This window comes from Pseudomonas syringae group sp. 26L6 (assembly GCF_032587815.1).
Lineage (GTDB): Bacteria > Pseudomonadota > Gammaproteobacteria > Pseudomonadales > Pseudomonadaceae > Aquipseudomonas > Aquipseudomonas amygdali.
The window spans coordinates 24,328-49,221 of record NZ_JAWHPJ010000055.1; the positions used below are offsets into that span (position 1 = coordinate 24,328).

General features: G+C 58.4%; 24 protein-coding genes. 12 read left to right on the forward strand and 12 right to left on the reverse strand.

Annotated features, from left to right (window positions below; genetic code table 11):
* Positions 1–7: 7 nt before the first annotated feature.
* Complete coding sequence (locus RYA97_RS23910) at positions 8–1,570, reverse strand: PLP-dependent aminotransferase family protein (protein WP_016982137.1); 1,563 nt, start codon at positions 1,568–1,570, stop codon at positions 8–10.
* Between the two features lie 89 nt (positions 1,571–1,659).
* On the opposite strand from RYA97_RS23910, the gene RYA97_RS23915 reads away from it, so the two are divergent.
* Genes RYA97_RS23915 through RYA97_RS23925 form a run of 3 tightly spaced genes read left to right on the forward strand, consistent with a single transcriptional unit; the run spans position 1,660 to position 3,425 of the window.
* A complete protein-coding gene (locus RYA97_RS23915; protein ID WP_016982140.1) occupies positions 1,660–2,298 on the forward strand; it encodes an FMN-binding negative transcriptional regulator in 639 nt (212 codons plus the stop codon).
* Positions 2,295–2,741, forward strand: a complete 447-nt coding sequence (locus RYA97_RS23920; RefSeq protein ID WP_005756992.1) for a GNAT family N-acetyltransferase — start codon at positions 2,295–2,297, stop codon at positions 2,739–2,741. Before RYA97_RS23915 ends, RYA97_RS23920 begins: the two co-directional genes overlap by 4 nt.
* A 15-nt stretch (positions 2,742–2,756) precedes the next feature.
* Positions 2,757–3,425, forward strand: coding sequence for a GNAT family N-acetyltransferase (locus tag RYA97_RS23925; protein WP_005734965.1), 669 nt, complete (start codon positions 2,757–2,759; stop codon positions 3,423–3,425).
* 152 nt (positions 3,426–3,577) lie between these two features.
* Here the strand turns inward: RYA97_RS23925 and oadA are convergent, their stop codons facing one another.
* The gene (gene oadA / locus RYA97_RS23930; RefSeq protein WP_004667159.1) at positions 3,578–5,386 is read right to left on the reverse strand and encodes a sodium-extruding oxaloacetate decarboxylase subunit alpha; all 1,809 of its coding nucleotides are present in this window, start codon (positions 5,384–5,386) and stop codon (positions 3,578–3,580) included.
* Positions 5,387–5,397: 11 nt separating this feature from the next.
* Positions 5,398–6,813, reverse strand: a complete 1,416-nt coding sequence (locus tag RYA97_RS23935) for an acetyl-CoA carboxylase biotin carboxylase subunit (protein WP_002555912.1) — start codon at positions 6,811–6,813, stop codon at positions 5,398–5,400.
* 161 nt (positions 6,814–6,974) lie between these two features.
* On the opposite strand from RYA97_RS23935, the gene RYA97_RS23940 reads away from it, so the two are divergent.
* Positions 6,975–7,925 (forward strand): LysR family transcriptional regulator, encoded by a 951-nt coding sequence (locus RYA97_RS23940; protein ID WP_016982142.1) that lies wholly within the window; start codon positions 6,975–6,977, stop codon positions 7,923–7,925.
* Here RYA97_RS23940 and RYA97_RS23945 read toward each other — a convergent pair.
* Together RYA97_RS23945 and hexR are read right to left on the reverse strand one after the other, a co-directional pair.
* Complete coding sequence (locus tag RYA97_RS23945; protein WP_004659112.1) at positions 7,879–8,064, reverse strand: PA3496 family putative envelope integrity protein; 186 nt, start codon at positions 8,062–8,064, stop codon at positions 7,879–7,881. The two genes, RYA97_RS23940 and RYA97_RS23945, sit on opposite strands and share 47 nt — an antisense overlap.
* Before the next feature lie 141 nt (positions 8,065–8,205).
* Positions 8,206–9,072 carry a transcriptional regulator HexR gene (gene hexR / locus RYA97_RS23950; protein ID WP_002555915.1) on the reverse strand — a complete coding sequence of 289 codons (867 nt, stop codon included), beginning with the start codon at positions 9,070–9,072 and terminating at the stop codon, positions 8,206–8,208.
* A 317-nt stretch (positions 9,073–9,389) separates the two neighbouring features.
* Between hexR and uvrD the strand changes: the two genes are divergently transcribed.
* The 3 genes from uvrD to RYA97_RS23965 all read left to right on the forward strand — a co-directional run bounded on the left by uvrD (position 9,390) and on the right by RYA97_RS23965 (position 13,338).
* Complete coding sequence (uvrD, locus tag RYA97_RS23955; protein ID WP_117139751.1) at positions 9,390–11,573, forward strand: DNA helicase II; 2,184 nt, start codon at positions 9,390–9,392, stop codon at positions 11,571–11,573.
* A gap of 384 nt (positions 11,574–11,957) precedes the next feature.
* Positions 11,958–12,800, forward strand: a complete 843-nt coding sequence (locus RYA97_RS23960) for a Tim44 domain-containing protein (protein ID WP_054077402.1) — start codon at positions 11,958–11,960, stop codon at positions 12,798–12,800.
* A gap of 130 nt (positions 12,801–12,930) precedes the next feature.
* Positions 12,931–13,338 carry an SMI1/KNR4 family protein gene (locus RYA97_RS23965; protein ID WP_004659120.1) on the forward strand — a complete coding sequence of 136 codons (408 nt, stop codon included), beginning with the start codon at positions 12,931–12,933 and terminating at the stop codon, positions 13,336–13,338.
* A gap of 40 nt (positions 13,339–13,378) precedes the next feature.
* Here RYA97_RS23965 and RYA97_RS23970 read toward each other — a convergent pair whose 3' ends face one another.
* Positions 13,379–15,142, reverse strand: a complete 1,764-nt coding sequence (locus tag RYA97_RS23970) for a cation:proton antiporter (RefSeq protein WP_011169911.1) — start codon at positions 15,140–15,142, stop codon at positions 13,379–13,381.
* A gap of 293 nt (positions 15,143–15,435) precedes the next feature.
* Between RYA97_RS23970 and RYA97_RS23975 the strand changes: the two genes are divergently transcribed.
* Positions 15,436–15,921 carry an acyl-CoA thioesterase gene (locus tag RYA97_RS23975; protein WP_002555921.1) on the forward strand — a complete coding sequence of 162 codons (486 nt, stop codon included), beginning with the start codon at positions 15,436–15,438 and terminating at the stop codon, positions 15,919–15,921.
* Between the two features lie 47 nt (positions 15,922–15,968).
* On the opposite strand, the gene pdxY is transcribed toward RYA97_RS23975, so the two are convergent.
* Positions 15,969–16,835, reverse strand: a complete 867-nt coding sequence (gene pdxY, locus RYA97_RS23980) for a pyridoxal kinase PdxY (RefSeq protein WP_005781432.1) — start codon at positions 16,833–16,835, stop codon at positions 15,969–15,971.
* Between the two features lie 118 nt (positions 16,836–16,953).
* On the opposite strand from pdxY, the gene RYA97_RS23985 reads away from it, so the two are divergent.
* Positions 16,954–17,346: a DUF3301 domain-containing protein gene (locus tag RYA97_RS23985; protein WP_004659125.1), complete on the forward strand. Its 393-nt coding sequence runs from the start codon at positions 16,954–16,956 to the stop codon at positions 17,344–17,346.
* Positions 17,347–17,455: 109 nt separating this feature from the next.
* Here the strand turns inward: RYA97_RS23985 and RYA97_RS23990 are convergent, their stop codons facing one another.
* Positions 17,456–18,427, reverse strand: a complete 972-nt coding sequence (locus tag RYA97_RS23990) for a CobW family GTP-binding protein (protein WP_117139763.1) — start codon at positions 18,425–18,427, stop codon at positions 17,456–17,458.
* Positions 18,428–18,479: 52 nt separating this feature from the next.
* On the opposite strand from RYA97_RS23990, the gene RYA97_RS23995 reads away from it, so the two are divergent.
* Positions 18,480–18,854 (forward strand): hypothetical protein, encoded by a 375-nt coding sequence (locus tag RYA97_RS23995; protein WP_004667160.1) that lies wholly within the window; start codon positions 18,480–18,482, stop codon positions 18,852–18,854.
* A gap of 4 nt (positions 18,855–18,858) precedes the next feature.
* On the opposite strand, the gene RYA97_RS24000 is transcribed toward RYA97_RS23995, so the two are convergent.
* On the reverse strand, positions 18,859–19,509 hold the full coding sequence (locus RYA97_RS24000; RefSeq protein WP_002555926.1) for a DUF1826 domain-containing protein: 651 nt from the start codon (positions 19,507–19,509) through the stop codon (positions 18,859–18,861).
* Positions 19,509–20,720 (reverse strand): zinc metallochaperone GTPase ZigA, encoded by a 1,212-nt coding sequence (gene zigA, locus RYA97_RS24005; RefSeq protein ID WP_005781428.1) that lies wholly within the window; start codon positions 20,718–20,720, stop codon positions 19,509–19,511. The genes RYA97_RS24000 and zigA overlap by 1 nt, the downstream gene beginning before the upstream one ends.
* A 140-nt stretch (positions 20,721–20,860) precedes the next feature.
* On the opposite strand from zigA, the gene RYA97_RS24010 reads away from it, so the two are divergent.
* On the forward strand, positions 20,861–21,244 hold the full coding sequence (locus tag RYA97_RS24010; protein WP_016982157.1) for a hypothetical protein: 384 nt from the start codon (positions 20,861–20,863) through the stop codon (positions 21,242–21,244).
* Positions 21,245–21,249: 5 nt separating this feature from the next.
* Here the strand turns inward: RYA97_RS24010 and RYA97_RS24015 are convergent, their stop codons facing one another.
* Together RYA97_RS24015 and RYA97_RS24020 are read right to left on the reverse strand one after the other, a co-directional pair.
* Positions 21,250–22,476 (reverse strand): N-acetylmuramoyl-L-alanine amidase, encoded by a 1,227-nt coding sequence (locus tag RYA97_RS24015; protein ID WP_004666611.1) that lies wholly within the window; start codon positions 22,474–22,476, stop codon positions 21,250–21,252.
* Positions 22,477–22,675: 199 nt separating this feature from the next.
* Complete coding sequence (locus tag RYA97_RS24020) at positions 22,676–23,197, reverse strand: DUF3617 domain-containing protein (protein ID WP_002555930.1); 522 nt, start codon at positions 23,195–23,197, stop codon at positions 22,676–22,678.
* A gap of 169 nt (positions 23,198–23,366) precedes the next feature.
* Here RYA97_RS24020 and cls point away from each other — a divergent pair, with 169 nt between their 5' ends.
* Positions 23,367–24,806, forward strand: a complete 1,440-nt coding sequence (gene cls / locus RYA97_RS24025) for a cardiolipin synthase (RefSeq protein WP_005781422.1) — start codon at positions 23,367–23,369, stop codon at positions 24,804–24,806.
* Positions 24,807–24,894: the final 88 nt, after the last annotated feature.

Sequence of the window (24,894 nt, forward strand, 5' to 3'; positions counted from 1 at the left end):
AGCGGGACTACTCGGACCAGGCCTTGCGCAGCCTGTTCAATGCAACGGCGATCTCGACCTCGGGCACGGCGGCGAAACCCAAAACCAGCCCGGCGCGGTTATCCACTGGCTCACTGGAGTCGGGCAGCCAGTAATCACTCAAGGCATTCATCTCGACGCCAACGCTACCAGCCTTGGCAATCAGTGCCTGCTCACGCGCGACACTGTCTACCTTGACCATCACATGCAGCCCTGCAACCACCCTGGGCATTGCAGCGCACCCTGCTATGTCGGCAGGCCAGTTATCCAGCAGCGCATTGCGACGACTCAGCGCCGCGCGACGCATACGACGGATGTGTCGTTGGAAATGCCCCGACGCAATGAATTGCGCCATGACCGCCTGCACGCCAATCTCGGTATGGCGCATGTCTACCGCCTTGCGCTGGCTGAACGGGCGGACAAGTTGCTCAGGCAGAACCAGATACCCCAGGCGCAGCGCCGGAAAGGCGACTTTTCCGAATGTGCCGACATAGAGCACTCGACCACTCTGCTCCAACGCAGCCAACGGGGCCAATGGCGAACCGCTGTACCGATACTCCCCATCGTAATCGTCCTCGACAATCCAGCTCTGGTGCCTCTCGGCCCAGGCCAGTAACTCCAGGCGCCGTGCCAGGCTCATGACTACGCCAGTCGGGTACTGATGCGAAGGGGTCACATACGCCAATCTGCAATCGGCCTGCTCAAGCTCGGCGCAACGCATGCCCTCGTTATCCACAGGCACGCCGTGCAATCGCGCACCTGCCAGTGCAAACGCATGACCCGCCGCGCGATAGCCTGGATTTTCCACAGCAACGCCATCGCCCGGCGTCAAAAGCAACTGTGCACAAAGGCTGATTGCATGTTGCGCGCCACTGGTGATCACAATTTGCTCAGCCGTGCAGTGCAACCCACGCGATGAACGAAGATAAACGGCAATCAACTCACGCAGCCGCGAATCTCCCGCAGCGGTGCCGTAACCCAGCTGAGCAAGGTCCGGCTTGCGCCAAAAGGCCGCATACAGCTTGCCCCACAAGGCAAACGGAAAAAGATCGAAGGCTGGAACGCCTACCCGAAAAGCCCGCGGCCTACCCGTCGGCGGCTCGTGCAAATGATGCTTTTCGAGCCGCACGCGTGTCGGGTTGTGGATAACTTCATCGGAACAATTCGACGGCATTTCAGCCGCAATTGTGGACAAACCTGTGTGTAACCCTGTGGATACACCTGTGGGTAAGTTGGTGGATAGTTTTTTACGGCTTGGCCGTCGAGGCGCAGCGCTTCGTTCAGACAGCTGCGCAACATACGTACCGTCGCCAACGCGCCCTTCAATAAAACCCTCGGCATACAGCTGGTCATAGGCCCGTATGACGCTGTTACGGGAGATGCCCAGTGAATGCGCCAAATCGCGACTGGCGGGCAGACGCATGCCGCCACTCAAGCGCCCATCCAGCACTTGCTGGCGCAAAATCTCGTAGAGCTGCTTGCTCAAGCCGTGATTCGGGTCCAGCTCAATGCCGGTAAGCGTGGGTGGAAACGCGACAGGGGCGATGGGCATGAATTGGTCCCATGAAACTTATAAAAAATGGATCTTACATCAGACCAATACCTTGCCTACGATCGCTTCATCAGCCAAGGAACATGACCATGTACATACCTGCTGCCTTCAAGGAAAACGACACGCTCAGCCTGCACGAGCAGATGGATCAAACTCGCCTGGCTATTCTTGTCACACAGGGTGAAGAAGGATTGCACGCGACTCACTTGCCGCTGCTGTTGCGCCGCGATGAAGGTCCGCACGGCACGCTTTACGGGCATCTGGCCAGAGCCAACCCACAGTGGCAGCAGTTGAACGCAGGTGTCGAGGCGCTGGTGATTTTTCCCGGCGGCGATGCCTATGTGAGCCCGTCTTTCTACCCGAGCAAGGCAGAACACGGCAAGGTTGTACCTACCTGGAATTATCTGGCCGTGCATGCCTATGGGCAGGCCACGGTTTTTACCGATGCAGCGCAACTGCACCAATTGCTGGCTGACCTGACCCATCACCATGAATCCAGCCGCCCGCAACCCTGGTCAATCGAGGATGCACCTGCGGACTACATTGCAAAAATGCTGGGGGCGATTGCAGGGTTTGCAATTCCCGTGCAGCGGCTGCAAGGCAAACGCAAACTCAGCCAGAACCGCAGCGCTTCGGACATGGCCGGTGTACGCGACGGCCTCGCAGCAAGCGAGAATGCAAACGACCAGCAAATCGCTCGCCTGATGAGCGCAGGGAGAACGTTTTGACCGATGTCCGGATTCGCGTCGTTACTGTCAACGACCATAAAGCCTGGCTGCCGCTATGGCAGGCCTATCTGCGCTTCTACAATACCGAGCTGGCCGAAAGTGTCAGCGACGTCACCTGGCAACGCCTTGTGGATTCGCACGAGCCGACCCACTCGGCGCTGGCCTGGCTGGATGGCGAAGCGGTGGGCATGGTGAACTTCATCTACCATCGCTCCAACTGGAGCATCAACAATGCCTGTTACCTGCAGGACCTGATTGTCGCGCCCGAACAACGCGGAACAGGCATTGGCAGGCAACTGATCGAGTTTGTTTACGCCACGGCCAAGGCAGACGGTTGCGACAAGGTGCATTGGCTGACCCACGAAACCAACGCCACGGCCATTCAGTTGTACGAAAGGATTGCCGAACGGCCTGGCCTTATACAATTTCGCAAAGCGCTCTGAAACAGGAAGTGATTGATGTCCGACACTCTGCTGGACTGGCAAGCCGCTGCATTGCCCACAACCAACACACTGACAGGCCGTTTCATTCGCCTGGAAAAACTCGACGCCACACGTCACGCCGATGACTTGTGGGCTGCGCTTCAGGGCCCGAATGCCGACCCGAAACTGTGGGATTACCTGCCTTACGGGCCTTTTATCGAGCGCAGTGCCTTTGATGCATGGCTGTCCGGGCATCAGGCAGCGTCCGACCCATGGTTTTATACGGTCGTCGATCAGCAGACCGGTAAAGCCGAAGGTGTCATCAGCCTGATGTCGATCGTCGCCGCCCATGGGCGTATCGAAATAGGTCATGTCACCTTCAGCGCGGCCATGCAACGAACCCCCAAAGGCACCGAAGCCATTTACCTGCTGGCCAGGGAAGCATTCACGCTGGGCTATCGCCGCCTGGAATGGAAGTGCAACGCCAACAACGCCCGTTCCAAACGCGCAGCCCAACGCTTTGGCTTCAGCTACGAAGGCGCCTTCCGCCAGCACATGGTAGTCAAGGGCCAGAGCAGGGACACAGCGTGGTACTCGATCCTTGACAGCGAATGGCCTGAATTGCAGAAGGCCTTTGAATGCTGGCTGGCTGTGGATAACTTCGCGGACGGGCAGCAGATCAAAGGGCTTGAGGCGTTTCGCTGATCCTTAGGACGCAGAGCGTCGAGAACGGCATTCCCACGCTGGAGCGTGCGCAACGATAGCGGTGACAACCGCGCCCGCCTGCACAGAATAAAAAAAGGGAAGCCACGAGTGCTTCCCTGAGGTAAATCGTTGAATTATCTGTATGTGCCCGGTCAGCCTTCGATCTCGACCAGAACCTCACCCGGATTGACGCGGTCGCCCTTGGCAACGTGAATCGCCACAACCTTGCCCGCGACCGACGCCTGGACCTCGGTTTCCATCTTCATGGCTTCGGTGATCAATACCGCCTGCCCTGCTTTGACCATATCGCCTTCCTTGACCAGCACATCGACGATATTGCCCGGCATGGTGGTGCTGACGTGGCCCGGTGCATGAGCCTGCTTGCGTTTGCTGGCACCGCCGCCGACAAATTCGTTGAGCGGTTCGAACACCACTTCTTCCGGCATGCCATCGATGGACAGGTAGAAGTGGCGCTTGCCCTCGGCCTTGACGCCCACGCCGGTGATGTCGACCCGATAGGTTTCGCCGTGCACATCAATGACGAACTCGGTCGGCACGCCCTCGCCGCCCGCTCTGGCCACGCTTCCGGCTTCGGGAATCGGCAGCAGCGCTTCCGGCGTCAGCGTTCCAGCTGCACGCTCTTCGAGAAACTTGCGGCCGATGTCCGGGAACATGGCAAACGTCAGCACGTCCTCTTCGGATTTGGCCAATGCGCCGATATCGGCACGCAGCTTGGTCATCTCCGGCCTGAGCAGATCGGCCGGACGAACATCGATCAGTTCTTCATTGCCAATGGCCTGACGACGCAGCTTTTCATCTACCGGCCCCGGCGCCTTGCCATAACCGCCCTGTAGATAAAGCTTCACTTCATTGGTGATGGTCTTGTAGCGCTCGCCAGCCAGCACATTGAAGAACGCCTGAGTACCGACGATCTGTGAGGTCGGCGTTACCAGCGGTGGATAACCGAGGTCTTTGCGCACGCGCGGAATTTCAGCCAGCACTTCGCCCATGCGATTGAGCGCGCCCTGCTCCTTGAGCTGATTGGCCAGGTTGGAAATCATCCCGCCAGGCACCTGATTGACCTGCACACGGGTATCGACCGCCGTGAATTCGCTTTCGAACTGGTGATACTTCTTACGCACCGCGTAGAAATACAGACCAATTTCCTGCAACAGCTCCAGGTCCAGCCCGGTGTCGAACTCGCTGCCCTTGAGCGCCGCAACCATCGACTCTGTGCCTGGATGACTGGTGCCCCAGGCAAAGCTGGAGATCGCCGTATCAATATGATCCGCGCCGCTTTCAATGGCCTTGAGCTGGCACATGGCAGCCAGGCCTGCGGTGTCGTGGGAGTGAATGAACACCGGTAGCGACTGTTCGGCTTTCAGCGCCTTGACCAGTTCACCCGTGGCATAGGGAGTCAGCAGACCGGCCATGTCCTTGATCGCCACCGAATCGCAGCCCATCGCTTCCATCTGCCGGGCCTGTGCGACGAACGCTTCGATGGTGTGCACCGGGCTGGTGGTGTAAGCGATGGTGCCCTGCGCATGCTTGCCCGCAGCTTTTACCGCTTCGATGGCAACGCGCAGGTTACGCACGTCGTTCATGGCATCGAAAATACGGAACACATCGATACCATTCACCGCCGCCTTGGCGACGAACGCCTTGACCACGTCATCGCTGTAATGCCGATAGCCCAGCAGGTTCTGGCCGCGCAGGAGCATTTGCAACCGGGTATTGGGCAAGGCCGCGCGCAGTTGACGCAGGCGCTCCCATGGATCTTCCTTGAGAAAACGCACGCAGGCATCGAAGGTCGCGCCGCCCCAGACTTCCAGCGACCAGTAACCGACCTTGTCGAGCTTGTCGCAGATCGGCAGCATGTCCTCGGTACGCATGCGGGTCGCCAGCAATGATTGGTGAGCGTCACGCAGGATGGTGTCGGTTACGAAAATCTTCTTGGACATTTCACTATTCCTTACAGACCGGCGTGTGCGGCAATGGCGGCGGCGATGGCCAGAGCCAGCTCTTCGGGTTTGCGCTTGATCGAATAATTGGTCAGCTCGGGGTGGCTCTCGACAAAGCTGGTGTTGAATTCACCGCTGCGAAATTCCGGGTTACGCAGAATTTCCTGGTAATAGGCAGCCGTGGTCTTCACTCCTTGCAGGCGCATGTCATCCAGCGCACGCAGGCCACGGTCCATCGCCTCCTCCCAGGTCAGCGCCCAGACGATCAGCTTCAGGCACATCGAGTCGTAAAACGGCGGAATGGTGTAGCCGGTGTAAATCGCCGTATCGGTGCGCACGCCTGGTCCTCCGGGCGCGTAATAGCGGGTGATCTTGCCGAAACTGGGCAGGAAATTGTTCTTTGGGTCTTCTGCGTTGATCCGGAATTGCAGGGCAAAACCGCGGTGAATGATGTCTTCCTGCTTGATCGACAGCGGCAGGCCGGACGCAATACGGATCTGCTCGCGAACAATATCGATGCCGGTGATTTCTTCGGTGATGGTGTGCTCGACCTGAACCCGGGTATTCATTTCCATGAAGTACACCTCGCCCTCGGCGAGCAAAAACTCCACGGTCCCTGCGTTCTCGTAACCGACAGCCTTGGCCGCACGCACCGACAGATCACCGATATAAGCACGCTGCTCGGGAGTCAGTTGCGGGCTGGGGGCGATTTCGATGAGCTTCTGGTTACGGCGCTGAATCGAGCAGTCGCGTTCGAACAGATGCACTACATTGCCGAAGCTGTCACCCAGAATCTGCGCTTCGATGTGCTTGGGATTGACGATGCACTTCTCGAGAAACACTTCCGCCGAGCCAAAGGCCTTGGTTGCTTCGGAAATCACCCGGGGGAAGGCCTGCTCGAGTTCTTCGCGGCTGTTGCAGCGGCGTATGCCGCGCCCGCCGCCGCCGGAAGTGGCCTTGAGCATTACCGGGTAACCAATACGCTCGCCTTCGACCAGCGCCTCGTCGATGTCCGCGACGTTGCCTTCGGTGCCGGGCGTAACCGGCACACCGGCCTTGATCATGCTGCGCCGCGCTTCGGTCTTGTCACCCATGCGACGAATCACTTCTGCGGACGGACCGATAAACTTAATGCCACGTTCAGCACAGATGTCGGCCAGCTCGGCGTTCTCCGACAGAAAGCCATAACCGGGATGCAGCGCATCGCAGCCCGTCTCTACCGCCAGATTCACCAGCTTGCGCGGGTTCAGGTAACCGGCCAACGGTTCGGCACCAATGCTATAGGCTTCGTCAGCACGCTTGACATGCAGGGCATGCCGGTCGGCATCGGAAAAGATCGCGACCGAGCGAATACCCATCTCGGCGCAGGCACGCACGATCCGGACGGCAATCTCCCCGCGGTTGGCAATCAGAATTTTTGTTATCACTGGCGTTTTCCTCGACCCGTTTTTGTAACAGGGCATGTGACTGAATGCCGCAGGGACACCCTATGCCGAATCAAGGATTAACAAAAATGAGTAAAAGTTGGGACATGCATAAGTAAAAGCTTATAGTTGAAGCTTCTTGTCGTCTCAGGAAGCTCTTATAAATGCGTAAGTCATTGATGCGTATGACATTGCGTCAGCTGCGTATTTTCAATGAAGTATGTGATCTGCGCTCATACAGCCGTGCAGCCGAAGAGATGTCTCTGACGCAGCCTGCCGTCAGCCTGCAGATTCGCCAGCTTGAGGAGCTGATCGGCCAGCCGCTGTTCGAATACGTCAGCAAAAAGCTCTACCTGACTGAGGCGGCGCAGGCACTGCAACTGGCCAGCCGGGATATTTTCGGACGCCTGGAAAGTCTCGACATGCAGCTTTCGGACATGCAGGGCTCGCTGCAAGGCCAGTTGAAGCTGGCGATTGAATCCAGCTGCAAGTATTTCATCCCTCACCTTTTCGCTGCATTCAAACGCCAGCACCCGGAAGTCAGCCTGAGCCTGATGGTGGTCAATCGTGCACAGATAATCAGACGATTATCGGACAACCGCGATGATCTTGTAGTGATGTCAGCGGTTCCGCTGGATATGGGCCTGGAGTTTCTACCCTTTCTCAACAACCCGATTGTCGCCATAGCACCACCCGACCACCCGCTGAGCAGCCATGCGACGCTGAATTTGAAAGACCTGGAGCCCTGGCCGTTGCTGACCCGGGAAACGGGATCAGGTACACGACGGGCCTGCGAGGAGTACTTCAAAGAGAAACGCGTGCATTTCACGCAGACGCTGGAGGTGTCTTCCAGCGAGGCGCAACGTGAATGCGTGGTCGCCGGACTGGGCCTGGCGATACTGACACGGCATGCGGTCTGCCAGGAACTCGCCACCGGTGCTCTCGTGGAGCTACCCGTGGCGGAGCTGCCGCTGTATCGAAGCTGGTGCGTGGCTCAGGCCCGAGACAAACGCCTTTCACCCGTGGCACATGCCTTTCTTGCGTTCATCCGCACCGAACGTGCGCAGATCAACCAGCTTGTCGAGCGTTTCGACGGTCGACCGCGGGCAACTTGATAGTCTGCCATACAGCGTTGTCGATACCATCCATGTAGTCACACAGCTCCTGATTAAGCTGACGCGCTTCACTGTAGCTCTCAATAGCCCGACGAAACTCCATGCGGCGCTGGTCTTCCTGCTGGCGGCGGGTTTTCACGGTGCTGGTAGGTAAATCATCGTAATGCCGAGCCATATCCTGTCTCCCAATACGTTTTGTGGGAGCACCAGAATGGAGCGCGACAGTGACAATCAGGCGGCATGCAGATGACAGATCGATGAATTCCGCTCGGTTGAGCGATCAGTCTTCGTGAGTCTTTATCGACTTCGGCGACAGACGCAAGCCGCGCAGGCTGCGCTTGACGCTCTTGAGGTGATTGACCAGGCTCGGGCCGCGGGCCATTGCCACGCCCATCGCCAGCACATCGATCACCACCAGGTGCGCGATACGGGACGTCAGCGGCGTGTAGATTTCGGTGTCTTCATGTACATCGATGGCCAGATTGACCGATGACAGCTCGGCCAGCGGCGTCTGGCTTGGGCACAAGGTAATCAGCGTCGCGCCGCTCTCGCGGACCAGATTGGCGGTGATCAGCAAGTCCTTGGAGCGCCCCGACTGGGAAATGCATACCGCGACGTCTGTCGGCTTGAGCGTGACCGCCGACATCGCCTGCATGTGCGGGTCGGAATACGCTGCCGCGGTCAGCAGCAAACGAAAGAACTTGTGCTGCGCATCGGCAGCCACTGCACCGGAAGCGCCAAACCCATAAAATTCGACCCGATTGGCCCCGGCCATGGCCGTGACTGCCATCTGTAAAGCATGGGGGTCGAGGTTTTCGCGCACTTCCATCAGCGTGTGCAGGGTAGTGTCGAAAATCTTCAGGCTGTAGTCGGCGACCGAATCGTCTTCGTGAATCGCGAACTGGCCGAAACTCGCACCCGCTGCCAGACTCTGCGCCAGCTTGAGCTTGAGGTCCTGAAACCCGGTGCACCCAATGGCGCGGCAGAAGCGCACGATGGTCGGCTCACTGATGCCGACGCTGTGCGCCAGATCCGCCATGGAACTGTGCATCACAGCCGCAGGGTCAAGCAGCACATGATCGGCAACCTTGAGCTCCGATTTGCGCAGCAAATTACGTGACTGGGCGATGTGTTGCAGCAGATTCAAGGGGCAGACTCGGCAAAAGGAAGATGGGCTGGGTTGTAGCTTTCTTGTAGTTATACTACATGACCTGCAAACCGCCCAGTTAAACGACGCTGAAACCTGTTACACGGGCCCTGAATGGGTGAATCGAAAAAAATTGTGGGAATAATCCTACATTACGCGGAATCCTGCGCCTGGCCTGCGAATGGCCAATCTTCAAGGTCGACTGACCGCGCTCGACCCTGCAACGCTCGACGACCGGTCGTCAGCACCCGGTCATTTTTATTGCCTGACGCAAAGCATGGTTTGCCCGGCATGACGCAGCACCCTAGAATGCGCGGATGCGCGATGATCTCTCTCTTCTTCTGAATTCCCTCAACGATGCCCAACGTCAGGCCGTAGCCGCCTCATTGGGTCGTCAGTTGGTCCTGGCTGGTGCTGGCTCCGGCAAAACCCGTGTGCTGGTGCATCGCATCGCATGGCTGATGCAGGTCGAGCAAGCCTCCCCGCATTCGGTTCTGTCGGTGACGTTCACCAACAAGGCTGCCGCCGAAATGCGCCACCGCATCGAGCAGCTGATGGGCATCAGCCCTGCTGGCATGTGGGTGGGCACCTTCCACGGTCTGGCCCACCGCCTGCTGCGAGCGCACTGGCAGGAAGCCGGGCTGGTGCAAACCTTCCAGATTCTCGACAGCGATGACCAGCAGCGCTTGGTAAAACGCGTGATGCGCGAGCTGGGCCTGGATGAGCAACGCTGGCCTGCACGTCAGGCACAGTGGTTCATCAACGGCCAGAAAGATGAAGGCCTGCGCCCGAAACATATTCAGGCCAGCGGCGATCTGTTCCTGACCACCATGAAAAGCGTCTACGAAGCCTACGAGGTCGCCTGTCAGCGGGCTGGCGTCATCGACTTCTCCGAACTGATGCTGCGCGCACTCGACCTGTGGCGCGATAATCCGGGTTTGCTCGCGCATTATCAGCGTCGTTTCCGCCATGTATTGGTGGATGAATTCCAGGATACCAACGCCGTGCAATACGCGTGGCTGCGTCTGCTCGCTCAGGGCGGCGACAGCCTGATGGTGGTCGGCGATGACGATCAGTCCATTTACGGCTGGCGTGGCGCGAAGATCGAGAACATCCACCAGTATTCGTCTGACTTCCCGGACACCGAAGTCATCCGTCTGGAGCAGAATTACCGCTCCACAGCGAGCATCCTCAAGGCTGCCAACGGCTTGATCGTCAATAACAGCGGTCGCCTGGGCAAGGAGCTGTGGACTGACGTCGGCGATGGCGAGCTGATCAACCTGTATGCCGCTTTCAACGAACACGATGAGGCGCGCTATGTGGTCGAGACCATCGAAAGCGCGCTGAAAACCGGCATCTCGCGCAACGACATCGCCATTCTGTACCGTTCCAACGCCCAGTCGCGGGTGCTGGAAGAAGCCCTACTGCGCGAACGTATTCCATATCGCATTTACGGCGGGCAGCGCTTCTTCGAACGCGCCGAAATCAAGAACGCGATGGCGTATATGCGCTTGCTGGAAGGTCGTGGCAACGATGCAGCGCTGGAGCGGGTGATCAACGTTCCGGCTCGCGGCATCGGCGAAAAAACCGTCGAAGCGATTCGCGAGCATGCGCGTCATGCCGACGTCTCCATGTGGGAAGCCATGCGCCTGCTGGTCGCCAACAAGGGCCTGACCGGCCGCGCCGCCACGGCCCTGGGCGGGTTCATCGAGCTGATCGAGAACCTGTCGGCGAAGGTCATGGAGATGCCGCTGCACCTGATGACCCAGACGGTTATCGAGCAGTCCGGGCTGATCACCTATCACGAGCAGGAAAAAGGCGAGAAAGGCCAGGCGCGGGTAGAAAACCTTGAGGAACTGGTCAGCGCGGCCCGTGCTTTCGAGAATCACGAAAGCGAAGAAGGCCTGACGCCACTTGCAGCTTTTTTGGGGCATGCCTCGCTGGAAGCAGGCGACACCCAGGCGCAGGAGCATGAAGACAGCATTCAGCTGATGACCCTGCACAGCGCCAAGGGCCTGGAGTTTCCGCATGTGTTCCTGGTGGGCATGGAGGAAGGGCTGTTCCCGCACAAGATGAGTCTGGAAGAGCCGGGGCGCCTGGAAGAAGAGCGACGTCTGGCTTATGTCGGCATCACCCGCGCCATGAAACAGCTGGTGATGACCTACGCCGAAACGCGTCGTCTGTACGGCAGCGAAACCTACAACAAGGTCTCGCGTTTCGTACGCGAGATTCCGCCGGCGCTGATCCAGGAAGTGCGCCTGTCCAACAGCGTGAGTCGCCCGTTCGGTGGCACTCCGAAGTTCAACAGCAGCAGCCTGTTCAACGGCACCGGCATTCCGGAAACCGAGTTCACCATGGGCCAGCGCGTACAGCATGCGGTGTTCGGCGAAGGCGTGATCCTCAACTTCGAGGGCGCTGGCGCTCAGGCACGGGTGCAGGTCAACTTCGCCGAAGGCAGCAAGTGGCTGATGATGGGCTATGCGAAGCTGGTGCCGTTGTAGCGTTCAGGGGTTGGGCGCGGTGCCAGTTCTTGTTCCCGCGCTCGGCGTCATACATTAGTCCGCTTTTGATTCTGGCCGCAGGCCGTGGGAGCAAGCTTGCTCGCGAAGGCGCTGTTTCAGTCGATGCATTTTCGGCGATTATAAAGACCTTTTCGCGAACAAGTTCGCTCCCACGCCCTTCGGGCAGAAGCACAGGGGCCATTTATTCCGGGCGTTCCAAGACCTGTGTATAACCTCGGTGCGTGGGGCTAATCAAAAGTCTTACGAAGCGCGCTGAAAAGTCCTACGCTATTTATGTAAAAGTCCGAAACACTAACGCGCTGGTCATGTAGTCATCTGCTGTGCAACATGGCGCGCGTGCAATCACAAAACGGGAATACCCTTATGCAACGTTTTTTAAGCATCGCGATGGCGCTGTGCATCGGGCTCACCATGAGCCTGGATGTGAACGCCGCGCGTTTCGGTGGCGGCAAGAGCATGGGCTCGGCGCCTACGCATCAGGCACGCCAGACCGCACCTTCCACTCCGGCGGCTGCACCTAACGCTGCTGGCCGTCCTGCGCCTGCGGCAAGCGGTGCGTCGCGCTGGCTGGGCCCATTGGCCGGTATCGCTGCCGGTGGCCTGCTCGCGTCGATGTTCATGGGTGACGGCTTCAACGGCCTGCAACTGTTCGACATCCTGATCATGGGTCTCATCGCCTTCCTGATCTTCCGCTTCATTGCGCGTCGTCGTCAGCAGCAACAGCCGAAAATGGCCGCTGCCGGTGCACCGTACCAGCGTGAAAGCAGCCAGCCTGTGCAGAACCCGATCTTCGGCAGTTCCTCACCGGCCTCCGCTGCGCCAGTGATCAACGCCCCGGCCTGGTTCAACGAAGAGCGCTTTCTGGAAGCCGCTCGTGGCCACTTCCAGTCGCTGCAGCAGCACTGGGACGCCAACGAAATGGACAAGATCGCCGAGTTCGTTACCCCGCAAATGCTGCAGTTCCTGAAAAAGGAACGTGCGGACCTGGGCGATGGCTTTCAGTCGACCTACATCGACAACCTCCAGGTTCAACTGGACGGTGTGGATGATCGCGCCGACAAGACCATCGCTACCCTGACCTTCTCGGGCGTGTCCAAGTCGTCGCGCTTCGACCAGGGCGAAGTGTTCAGCGAAAGCTGGAATATGGAGCGCCCACAGGGTGATAACCAGCCGTGGCTGGTAGCAGGAATTCGCCAGAACGGTTGAACCAGATTCCTTTCTCGCGTTCAGAACCCCGGACATGTCCGGGGTTTTTGCTTATCCGTTCGGATAGTTATTTTGAGAAAGGCTTTACGCTACTGTATAACCCGCGCCATCAAGTGAGAGGATCTGTGTCGTGGAAGAAGTCATCGAACAACTGCGTGAAGCAAACGAACCGGTCCCGGTTCCGCTTGAGCTGCCAGACGAAGACCAACTGGTCGAAATTGAAGAACAGCTGTTCATCAATATTCCGTTCGTCTTCAAAGAGTTTCTCCTGACGGTCAGCGATGTGGTGTACGGCAGCCTTGAGCCCGTCACCGTGACCGATCCGCAGTCGCACACCTATTTGCCGGACGTGGCCGCCACGGCCTGGGATCTGGGCGTGCCGCGCGAGCTGATTCCGATCTGCCAGGACGGCGACGACTACTACTGCGTCGAAGAAGACGGCACGGTAGTGCTGTGGTCCGCCGAAGAGGAACTGGTCACCGAGGAAAGCTGGGAGTCAGTCTGGCACTGGGCTCGGGATGTCTGGCTGGAAAGCTGAGACACCCCGTTTGGTAAAGACTGTAAGGTAATCGCCGGGCTCAATGCCCGGACGATTCCTGATTATTGCCCAGCGTCTCCAGCAGCGCGATCTGCATCCGCGTATGCACGCGGATCAGCCAGCGCCAGAGCAGTGCCGCAACCAGAGCGGCAATCAGGGCGATGACCAGCAGCAATTCGTTGGCAGGCAGAATGCTTGCCGACAATGCTGCCAACATCACGAAAATCACCACCAGCGACAACAGCGGAATCACTTCCGCCACGACCTTGCGCACCCGCACGGTATGTCGGCCCGCCATCTCGGGTTTGACGCCCATCTCCGCCAGCAGCATCGACAGCGCCTTGAGCTTGCGATACGCCGCAATCAGAAACGGCAGCGACAGCAGCAACGCCGCGCCGCAGATCCAGGCTTTCTGGTGACTGACATCGGCCACCCATTCGTCCATGTATCCGCCAAGACGCTCGGCAAAGTAGCCACCGCTGAAGAAAATCGCCATTACCAGCGCCAGATTGACCCCGACCTGTAGCAGAATCCTCCGGATCATTCCGGCAAGCACTGCACTTTGCCCTTGCGGCTGAATGCTGCGCAGCCATTCACCGTACATGCCGAACACCCGCGCCACCCGCCGGGGCATGATCGACGCCAGCTTGAGTGACAGCGGATCAGCACCGCGAATCAGATAGGGCGTCAGCAAAGTAGTAATGGCTGATACCGCCACTGCCACCGGGTAGAGAAAGTCGCTGGTGACCTGCAGGGTCATGCCCAGCGCCGCGATGATGAAGGAGAACTCGCCAATTTGTGACAGCCCCATCCCCACGCGCAATGAGGTGCGACCGTCATTGCCGGCGATAAACGCCCCAAGGCCGCAAGACAGCATTTTGCCCAGCACCACAGCGACAGTGATGACTGCAATCGGCCAGGCATATTCCAGCAGGATTTTCGGGTCGATCATCAAACCGATGGCGACAAAAAAGATTGCGCTGAACATGTCGCGAACCGGTTCTATCAATCGCTCGATTTTCAGCAGCTCACGCGACTCGGCCATGATAGCGCCGATCAGGAACGCGCCCAGCACCATGCTGTATTCCAGCTTGACCACCAGCAGGCAGAAGCCGAAACACAGGCCCAGCACGGTAATCAACAGCATTTCATTGCTTTCGAACCTGGCGACATAAGACAGCAAACGGGGCACCAGCAGAATCCCGATCACCAGCGCTACGATCATGAACAGCGACAGTTTGCCGACCGTGGAAAACACTTCCCCCGAACTGACGGAGCCGCTGACTGCGATGCCGGACAACAGCGCAATAATGCCGATGCCGAGAATGTCTTCGACGATCAGCACACCGAAGATCAACTGGGCAAAATGCTGGTTCTTCATCTTCAGGTCGTTGAGCGCCTTGACGATGATGGTGGTGGAAGAGATCGCCAGAATCGCGCCGAGAAACAGCGAGTCCATGGTTTTCCAGCCAAAGAACTGGCCGATCTCGTAGCCGATCCAGATCATCAGGGCAATTTCCAGGAAAGCCGCGATGAACGCCGTCGCGCCGACCTTGAACAACTTGCGCAGGCTGAATTCCAGCCCCAGGCAGAACATCAGGAAAATCACTCCCAGCTCGGCCAGAATCTTGATGGTGTCCTCATCGTGAATCAGGCTGACCGGTGGTGTATGCGGACCGATAATGAAGCCCGCCACGATATAACCGAGCACCACTGGCTGCCTGAGACGGTGAAAAAGGATAGTCACCACGCCGGCCACCAGCATGATTACTGCCAGATCCTGAATGAAATTGATGGCATGCATGGGGGTACGGCTCCTTGTGGGTGATGACTCCCAAAACCGCTGGCGCTGTTCTTGCAACGGCGTCGGCGGGTAATTGCGCCATCAAAATCGGATGAAAGCGTAGGAAAATTCCCGATCCACGGGTTTTTGCAGGTTAACACCGCCCCCTTCGACATAAAGCCGGTGCAATATATGGAAACAGATAGTTATGACGCGTGACGGCCGCCTGCTGGCCAGCGTCCCGATAACTGTCGCAAGCCCCATTGAGCGCCAGCATAGGCGCCCCTTGAACACCTTGACCGTGTGAGTACGCTATGGAACCCGGAAACGCCCAGCTGTCGATGACTGTATTGATGACCCCGGACATGGCCAACTTCTCTGGCAATGTACACGGCGGTACGTTGCTCAAGTACCTGGACGAAGTGGCCTACGCGTGTGCCAGCCGCTACGCCGGACGCTATGTGGTAACGCTGTCGGTGGACCAGGTGATTTTTCGCGAGCCGGTGCATGTCGGCGAACTGGTGACCTTTCTCGCCTCGGTCAATTACACCGGCAACACGTCCATGGAGGTGGGCATCAAGGTGGTCACCGAAAACATCCGCGAGCGCTCGGTACGCCATTCCAACAGTTGCTTCTTCACCATGGTTGCCGTGGACGACAATCGCAAACCCGCCAGCGTACCGCCTTTGGAACCGGAAACCCCGGAAGGCAAGCGTCGTTTCATTCAGGCGCAACAACGCCGCCAGATTCGTCAGGAACTGGAAAAGCGTTATCAGGACATCAAGGAAGAAGCCTTGTAAGGGACAGGCTCAGACATGGATGCTGAGCCCTCGGTTACATCTGAAGGTTACAGACGCACAGCGTCGAACTTCACCCGTGGGTGCGCGATGCGATCCTGGGCGCGCACCAGTTCCAGCTCGTAACTGCCGCAAGCCTGCGTTTCCAGCAACACTTCGTGGACTGCCGCTGCGGTGAATTCGAACGCTGCGACCAGATCGTCGCCCAATAAAATGCGTGACAGAAACAACCCGGACGTCAGATCCCCCACACCGACCGGCTGACGTGGAAATGCCAATAGCGGGCGACGCAGGTGCCAGCTTGCCTCGGCGGTCACCAACAGCATTTCAAAGCCGTCGGCAGCCTTGCCGGGGTAATCAAGGTGTTTGACGACAACCGCTTTGGGACCCCGCGCCAGCAAGGCCCGCGCCATCGCCAGGCAGTCGGCCAGCGATTCGGGCTTGCGGCCTGAGAAGCTGTCCAGCTCCAACTGATTGGGACACATGAAATCTGCCATGGCCGCAGCCTCCTCCAGCAGGAAGTCGCTGACTTCAGGCGCAACGATGCAGCCTTTTTCAGGATGGCCCATCACCGGGTCGCACAGGTACAGCGCCTTCGGATTGGCAGCCTTGATGCGCGCCACGCCAGTCAGGATAGCCCTGCCCTGCGCCGCACTGCCCAGATACCCGGACAGCACGGCATCACAGTTGCCCAGCTCGCCGATGGCGGCTATCCCCTCGATCAGTGCGGGAATCTGCTGCGGGGCCAGCACTTCGCCTGTCCACTGCTTGTATTGCGTGTGGTTGGAAAACTGAACCGTATTGAGCGGCCAGACATTGACCCCGATACGCTGCATCGGGAACACCGCTGCGCTGTTGCCGGCGTGGCCGAATACCACATGGGACTGGATAGCGAGCAAGTGAGGCGTACGTTTCATTGGGGGCGGAATCCTGAACACGATGCAAATGCAATAATGAGAAATATAAGTTGCGCAGTATGGCTGTAAATCACTCAGGGCAGTTAAGCTGGTAACTCCTACGCTGGAGCACTCCGTCATGCTGACCCTGGGAAACATCTTCGTGCTGATGCTGTTCGCAAGTGCTGCGGCCTGGTGGTGGCACGCCCATGGTCTGCGAGAGAAAGCGCTGGCGCGCGTCAAGCAGCATTGTGCACGCCTTGAGCTGCAACTGCTGGACGACGCCGTTGCCCTGCGCCGCCTGACCTTTGCCCTCGACGCTCAGGGTCGCAAGCGCCTGGCCCGCGTGTATGGCTTCGAGTTCACCGTGACCGGCGAGCAGCGTCACCCTGGCACGATCACCATGTTCGGCGCGCACACTGCGCAAATCGAACTGGCACCCTACCCGTTTGAAATCAAGACGCCACCACCCAGCGCTGAAATTATTCAAATGAGCGAGTGGCGTCAATCGCATCAGAAATGGAAGCAGTAGCGGCTGGTTAAATGCAAATCGTTGTGGGAGCGAGCTTGCTCGCGAAGAGGGCGTCAAAGCCCCCGAAAAGAGGGCGTTTGAAGGGTCGCCTTCGCGAGCAAGCGGCGCATCACGCCAGACACTCCACCATCTGCGCCTGCAACTTATCCACATCCTGCGGTGTAGAGAAGATCAATTCCAGGCGTGAATCCTGACGCCATTCGCTGATTTGCCAGGCCAGCGGAGCACCGTCGACTACATTCCCGGAATACCAGCCGCCTTCGCTGTGGATAACCATCTTCGCGCGCCGCCACTCAATGCTTTCCAGCCAGTACAGAATGCGCTGCAGGTCGAAGCGCTGCGACGGATGCCAGCGCCAGCCGATGCTCCAGCTTTCAGCACTGGCCTGAATCAGGCAGATCGGTACCTTCGGGTCGACCCATAGCGCAGGCAACTGGCCAACGCTGTTGGGCAGCATCAACTTATCCACAGCCTGTTTATCCACAACGGCAGCGGCGTTGAACCCCGGTATCTGGCTCCGGTGCAGCTCCCCGTATCGGGTCCAGATCAAGGCGTGCGGCAGCAACTGTTCGGCCAATGCCCGGCGAGAGACTTCATCCAGTTGCTCGGACTTGTTCATGACCACAAGCCCTGCATCCGCCAGTGCTTCCTGTTGAGTGCTCGGCAACGGTTGTCCGGCGAGCATTGCTTGCGCGTCCAGCACCACCACGCCGGGCTGAACATTCAGGACGCCGCGCCAGGGCGCCTCGCGCAATTGCGCCATGAGTTGCGCAGGATGACCCAACCCCGAAGGCTCGATCAGCAGACGATCAGGCCGGGCCTTGCGCAACAACCGCCCCAGACCGATCTGGAACGGCACGCCATTGACGCAACACAGGCAGCCGCCAGCCACTTCGCCAAGTGCGATACCATCGGCATCCGTGGTCAGCAGGGCGGCATCCAGACCGATCTGTCCGAACTCATTGATTAACACGGCCCAGCGTTCATGGGCGGGTTTCTGCGCCAGCAGGCGTTTGATCAGGCTGGTCTTGCCGGCGCCCAGCGGGCCACCGATGACATGCGTCGGTATGTTTTGCAGCATGGGATCACTTTTGACGAATGCGTGGGTCATTGAAGAGCAAGGAAGGGTAATGATGCAAGTGATGTGGCTGCCCGTCCGCCTGGCCCTGACGCTGCTGGCGGTGAGTTCGGGTACGGCGTGGGCCGAGGCGTGTCTGGTCCACAGCCAGGCCGAAAGACTGGATGTGAAAGTCTGCCAGGAAAATATCAATATCCCGGCAGACCTGTTCCACGACAGCTTCTGCAAGCCACAACTGGCCGGGCAGAAGACCGAAACGACCTACTCGCAACAGTGCCCGGCAGGTGCCTTCGGTGTCTGCCGCAATGCGCAGGTCGCCAATCTGCCGTATCGCGAGCACATTCACTATTACGGGGTCGCCCGTGACGCGCTGTACCTCAAGCCCTTCTGTGAAGGCCAGAGCAAGGGGCAATGGGTAACGCCTGAATAGAACTTCAGTCCAGCCAGTCCAGCGTCAGAATCAACCTGCGCTCGTTACGCAGCAGTTGCGGCGAGCGATGGATCAAACCGAAGCCTTCGTTACCGTGCCAGCGTTCACCCTTGAGCAACGCCACTTCCCCGCTGTTGATCTGCTGGATGTCGGCGGCATTGGTGGGCTCGGCATCGAGGCGACCGAGTTGTTTGCGGTCCATGACGTCTTCATGCAGCCACTGGCTGCCCACCCCGCCGTAAGTGGTGATGAGGCGCACCGGCACATGATCGACATGGAAACGCGGGCACATGGCTTTATCGAGCACCCGCAGGCGCAGGCCAACGCACTCGGCACCCAACAGACAGGCATAAGCGCTGACCAGCCAGGAAACGTCGGCAATGAAACCCTGATATCCCTGCAAATCGGAATATCCCCGAGCCAGCGTGGTCAGGTCAGGCTCGACTTCACCCCCCCTTACTTGCAGGGGCATGGACTCGGCAAGGGGCTCGCCCATCGACAGCAACAAGGCACCGAAATCTTCGATGTGCGCAGGCAGCTGACGCTGCCAGACCGCAAGGTTGACGTCATCCTGGAGGATCTCGCTCAATACCTCAGGCGTGCCGCCGTGTGCCTGACGAACGGCGTTCTTGTCATTCAAACGATAGGCCAGCATCAGGCAGCCACCTCTTCTTCGTACCAGTCGCCAAAAGGATCGGCCAGCGTGCGCCAGCGCTCGACACCCGCCGCCATCTCGGTATCAGTGAGCAGGCATTTGTCCAGTTCGGCTGTCAGCAGGGCAAAATCAATGTTCTGACCGATGAACACCAGTTCCTGACGGCAGTCACCGGTTTCAGTCGACCAGTTCTCCAGAATGGATTTGACGCTTTCTCTGTCCTCTGGCCAGCTTTCACGGTTCACGAAGCGCCACCAGCGTCCGGCAAAACCGTGGCGCATCAAGCCGCCCGCCTGCGACCAGCTACCTGCATCCTTGTATTTGCTGGCCAGCCAGAAGAAGCCTTTGGAGCGCAGCAGTTTGCCATTGGTCCACGGGCGATTGATGAAATTGAAAAAACGCTCCGGATGGAACGGGCGCCGGGCACGATAGGCAGTTGATGCTATGCCGTACTCTTCGGTTTCCGGCGTGTGTTCGCCGCGCATTTCCTTGAGCCAGCCCGGTGCCTGAGACGCGCGCTGGAAGTCAAAACGCCCGGTGTTGAGAATCGTCGCCAACGGCACCTGGCCCATCACCATCGGCACAATCTCGGCTTCGGGGTTGAGGCGCTTCAGGATCGCCATCAGCTCTTCACGCTCACTGGAGCTGATCAGGTCGATCTTGCTGAGCAGGATGACGTCGGCAAATTCGATCTGCTCGATCAGCAGGTCGGTAATCGAGCGGTCATCGTCTTCACCCAGGCTTTCACCGCGTGTGGACAAGCCGTCCGCCGCTTCGTAGTCGAGCAGAAAATTCACGCCATCGACGACGGTGACCATGGTGTCCAGACGCGCCAGATCCATCAGGCTTTTGCCAGCTTCGTCACGAAAAGTGAAGGTCTCGGCCACTGGCAGTGGTTCGGAGATTCCAGTGGATTCGATCAATAAATAGTCAAAACGACCGTCCTGAGCAAGACGACTGACCTCTTCGAGCAAGTCCTCGCGCAAGGTGCAGCAGATGCAGCCATTGCTCATCTCGATCAGCTTTTCTTCGGCACGGTTCAGGCTGACATCGCGCTGAACTTCGCTGCCGTCGATATTGATCTCACTCATATCGTTGACTATTACGGCAACCCGCAGGTTTTCACGATTGCGCAGCACATAATTGAGTAAAGTGCTTTTACCGGCCCCTAGAAAACCGGACAGAACGGTAACGGGTAGAAGATTTGCCATCAGGATTCTCCAGGCAGCTGCAAGGCTTGAACCTTGTTCATGTCGGCTGCAACGAATCCCTCAGGCAGCCGACTCTAATCACACTGAGATGTTATAGTATAACAACACATAATAGCTACGGCGTTGGTGAAGGGATCTTCATGAGACGGGTTTCAACAGGTTTGGTGGCGATGTTGATCAGCGCGCACTTGATGGCAGCACCACCCAGGCCTTCTGCCGACCTCGCCACCTGTACGCGTAGCGCGACGGTGCTGGCGTGCAGCGATGCCCAAGGCAATAGCTACAGCGTGACCACAGCCGGATCGACGACCTGGTTGAAGGGTTACGAGGTACTCGATAAGCGCCGCTGGACGCAGACCAACAGTCGCTATGGTCAGCTGACGTTTTTTACCGGGCTGGCTTCCAATGGCGAAGCCTGGGTAGGCACTGTCCAGCGCGTGGGCTGGACAACAATCACGCGGGTGTCCAGCTCAAGCGGTACGCGTAGCAAGATCACCTGCAGCCGGCTGAACGGCTGCCGTTGACCTGCTCAGACCTGCTGTTCCTGCTTCTGCGCTTGCAGCCAGGCCATGTGCGAATCCACTGGCGGGTTGCGCTGGAAATAGCGCTGCAGGCCATCGAACAAGCCGTCTGCAACGGCCTGCTGATGGCGCGCTGTGACCAGGCGCTGACTGTCTCGACTGTTGGAGATAAACCCGGTTTCGACCAGAATCGACGGTACGTCCGGTGACTTGAGCACGGCGAACCCGGCCTGCTCGACACGCTTCTGATGCAACGTGGTAATGCCTTCCAGACTGCCGAGAACGGTGTGGCCCAGTTGCAGGCTGGCTGCAATGGTAGCGTTCATCGACATGTCGAGAATCACCCCGGCGAGCATCGGGTCCTTGTCCTTGAGGTTGAGCAGCGACGAGGCACCCAACAAATCGGCACCGTTTTCTCGCTGAGCCATGAAACGCGCCGTTGCCGAGGTTGCACCGCCTTCGGAAAGGGCAAACACCGAAGCACCAGAGGCCGTCAGACGAGGCGCTGCGTCGGCATGTACGGAGATGAACATGTCGGCGTTGGACTTGTGCGCGAACTCGACGCGCTTGCGCAGTGGTACGAAGAAGTCATCGTTGCGCACCAGACGCACGTCGAAACCCTTCTCGCGCTTCAGGCGTTTGGCCAGCAACTGCGCGATGGAAAGCACCACATCTTTTTCGCGTTCACCCCGAGAACCTACAGCGCCCGGGTCCTTGCCGCCATGACCGGCATCGACCACCACCATGATGTCGCGTCCGGTGTGCGCCTTGTTGGTCTGGATCGGGACGGGCACCGGTGGCGGCAGCTCAGCCATCTGCACGGGCGCATGGGCCGTGGAACTCATGTCCAGCACCAACCGGTGTCCCTGCCCACCTTCCGGGCCGAGCAGAAAACTATTGAGTTGCACTGGCGCGGTCAGGTCCAGCACGATGCGCGTGTCGTCACCCTGGCCGTAGTGCCCGGAGCGAATGGACTTGATAACGGTACGGTCCAGCGCCAGCTGGCTGAAGTCGCCGGTGAGCCGCGAACCGCTGACATCGATGATCAGGCGGTCGGGGGCGGTAAGCGTGAAGGTTTTGTATTGCACCGGGCCGCTCAGGTCGAGGACCAGTCGCAGCTTGTCGTTGGTACGCCACAGGCGGGCGTTACGAATCTGTGTGGCATACGCACCCAACGGCAACGTCAGGGCCGCGCTGGCCAGCAGCATGTTGAGCAACACTTGGCGTCGGTGCATGGAACATCTCAAAGAGCAAATTGAGCATCCCGGCTCACGAAGGGTTCATCCACATCATTAGTAACAATATAACATGCAGTTACGGACGAAACATGAAGCCCTTCATGAAGATTCCGTCATCTGGCGCCCCGCCAACGTGACAAAAAATCACCGCCTTCAGACAGAGTGTTCCACGTGGAACATAACCCTCTGAATTTGATCAGGTACGCGGGGCGACATTGCCGCACTGTGGCCCCAGCCATACAGCGCGAGTGTCCATGCTGCCATTCTGTTGCTGACCAGTGGCATTGAAAGTACCCACCACATTTGTGGTGAACTCACGATCACTAAGGAACTGCGCCTGCCCGGTGCCCTGAGCTTTCGGGCAGCTAAACTGAAAGTTCCAGGTCTTGCCATTTCGCGCGGTGATTTTTTGCGTGCACCCGGAAGCCGGATCAGTCAGCGGGATGTTGTCAGACTGTACCTGAGCCTGTGTCAGGCAGGCTCTCACGCCCTTGCCGCCGAGCGACACGCCCTGCTTCTTCATCATCTGTTCCATCATGGCGCGCTGCTCAGGCGGCAGATTCTGCAATTGCCCCAGCATCAATTGCATGTCCGGCAATTGCTGTCCGTCCACCTTCATATTGCTCGACGTCAGTTCCCACAAGCCGGGTTGCAGCATCTGCGCTTGAGCCAGGGGGGTAGCCAAGCAAAACATCCAGGCCAATATGCGTTTATTCATTTCAAGATTCCTGATGGGCGATTGCAGATGTAAACGGGGCCGGAATCATCCAGCCGGAAGATAAGCCTTAGACGGCACAGGCGTCGCCCAGTTGCATGGGTAATAAAATAGCGACATTCCCGTTCAGCTGTGGTCTGTTAGGCAGCAAAGACGAGGAGCATTGTTCCACATGGATTATCACGACCCGTACTTTTTCGGTTATGTCCTCGGCTTCATTCATTTGCTGGGCACATGCGCCGCTATTCACGCGCTGCTGACGGTGCGTACCTCTCAAGGTGCGATTGCCTGGGCGATGCCGCTGCTGTTCATTCCGTATTTCACCCTGCTGCCTTATCTGGTGTTCGGCAGAAGCTCGTTCGACGCGTACATCAAGGCGCGTCGCCAGGCCAACCAGGAAATGCGCATTGCGATTGGCAGCCTCAACTGGCGGCCGTGGATCGAGGAAGCTGTGGCAGCACGTCGCTCGGATGCCTATGCAGCGTTGCGCGCCATGCCCAAGTTGGGAAACATGCCTGCACTGGCCAACAACAAAGTCAGGTTATTGATTAATGGTGAGGAAACCTTCGGAGCGATCTTCAAAGCCATCCGTGAGGCGAAAAAGACAATCCTGATTCAGTTCTTCATCATTCATGACGACAACCTCGGTCGCCAACTGCAAACACTGCTGCTGGAAAAAGCCGCCGAGGGCGTAGGCATCTTTGTCCTTTATGACCGGATCGGTAGCCACGCACTGCCGGGGGCCTACATCGACAAATTGCGCGACGGTGGCGTGCAGATAAAAGCCTTTGCCACACGTGGCGGCTGGTTGAATCGCTTTCAGATCAACTTCCGCAACCACCGCAAGATCGTCGTCGTCGATGGCCTGAAAGGCTACATGGGCGGGCATAACGTGGGTGACGAATACATGGGGCTGAAGCCGCCGCTGGCTCCCTGGCGCGACACCCATGTAGAAGTCATCGGCCCGGTGGTCGCCTGCCTGCAGGAGTCGTTCGCCGAAGACTGGTTCTGGGCCACCCGCGAGCTGCCACCATTGAGCCTGCCCGATGAGTTTCCCGAGGATGGTGTGCTCTGCCAGCTGCTGACCAGTGGCCCGGCCGATGCGCAGGAAACCTGCTCGCTGTTCTTCGTCGAAGCCATCCACGCTGCCGAAGAGCGCGTATGGATCACCAGCCCTTACTTCATACCTGACGAAGCCGTGACCGCTGCGCTGACCCTGGCGGTACTGCGCGGGGTGGATGTGCGCCTGCTGCTGCCCTCACGGCCTGATCATTATGTGGTCTATGCCGCCTCCAGCCTGTACGCCTTCGATGCCGTGCGTGCCGGCGTGCGGGTATTCCGTTACGAACCAGGCTTCCTGCACCAGAAGGTCGTGCTGGTCGACAACGACATCACTGCCATAGGCAGCGCAAACCTCGACAACCGCTCGTTCCGTCTCAACTTCGAACTGATGCTACTGACGGTCGACAGCGACTTCTCCAGCCAGGTGGAATCCATGCTCACTGCCGACTTCAACCTTGCCCGTGAAATATCCGTGCAGGAAAGCCACGAAACGCGGCGCCTGCATCAACTGGGTATGCGCGTGGCGCGGCTGATTTCACCGATTCTTTGAAGATTCAGGTGTACTACTTGTTGCACCTCAAGCATTGGATAACCAATGAATTTTCACTAGAATTTTGATAACCACGCGCATCAATGGA

Coding starts and splice junctions, on each gene's coding strand:
- RYA97_RS23910 (WP_016982137.1), bottom strand. CDS start 1,570: ATGCCCATCGCCCCTGTCGCGTTTCCACCCACGCTTACCGGCATTGAG.
- RYA97_RS23915 (WP_016982140.1), top strand. CDS start 1,660: ATGTACATACCTGCTGCCTTCAAGGAAAACGACACGCTCAGCCTGCAC.
- RYA97_RS23925 (WP_005734965.1), top strand. CDS start 2,757: ATGTCCGACACTCTGCTGGACTGGCAAGCCGCTGCATTGCCCACAACC.
- oadA (WP_004667159.1), bottom strand. CDS start 5,386: ATGTCCAAGAAGATTTTCGTAACCGACACCATCCTGCGTGACGCTCAC.
- RYA97_RS23940 (WP_016982142.1), top strand. CDS start 6,975: ATGCGTAAGTCATTGATGCGTATGACATTGCGTCAGCTGCGTATTTTC.
- uvrD (WP_117139751.1), top strand. CDS start 9,390: ATGCGCGATGATCTCTCTCTTCTTCTGAATTCCCTCAACGATGCCCAA.
- RYA97_RS23960 (WP_054077402.1), top strand. CDS start 11,958: ATGCAACGTTTTTTAAGCATCGCGATGGCGCTGTGCATCGGGCTCACC.
- RYA97_RS23970 (WP_011169911.1), bottom strand. CDS start 15,142: ATGCATGCCATCAATTTCATTCAGGATCTGGCAGTAATCATGCTGGTG.
- RYA97_RS23975 (WP_002555921.1), top strand. CDS start 15,436: ATGGAACCCGGAAACGCCCAGCTGTCGATGACTGTATTGATGACCCCG.
- pdxY (WP_005781432.1), bottom strand. CDS start 16,835: ATGAAACGTACGCCTCACTTGCTCGCTATCCAGTCCCATGTGGTATTC.
- RYA97_RS23985 (WP_004659125.1), top strand. CDS start 16,954: ATGCTGACCCTGGGAAACATCTTCGTGCTGATGCTGTTCGCAAGTGCT.
- RYA97_RS23990 (WP_117139763.1), bottom strand. CDS start 18,427: ATGCTGCAAAACATACCGACGCATGTCATCGGTGGCCCGCTGGGCGCC.
- RYA97_RS23995 (WP_004667160.1), top strand. CDS start 18,480: ATGCAAGTGATGTGGCTGCCCGTCCGCCTGGCCCTGACGCTGCTGGCG.
- RYA97_RS24000 (WP_002555926.1), bottom strand. CDS start 19,509: ATGCTGGCCTATCGTTTGAATGACAAGAACGCCGTTCGTCAGGCACAC.
- zigA (WP_005781428.1), bottom strand. CDS start 20,720: ATGGCAAATCTTCTACCCGTTACCGTTCTGTCCGGTTTTCTAGGGGCC.
- RYA97_RS24010 (WP_016982157.1), top strand. CDS start 20,861: ATGAGACGGGTTTCAACAGGTTTGGTGGCGATGTTGATCAGCGCGCAC.
- RYA97_RS24015 (WP_004666611.1), bottom strand. CDS start 22,476: ATGCACCGACGCCAAGTGTTGCTCAACATGCTGCTGGCCAGCGCGGCC.
- RYA97_RS24020 (WP_002555930.1), bottom strand. CDS start 23,197: ATGAATAAACGCATATTGGCCTGGATGTTTTGCTTGGCTACCCCCCTG.
- cls (WP_005781422.1), top strand. CDS start 23,367: ATGGATTATCACGACCCGTACTTTTTCGGTTATGTCCTCGGCTTCATT.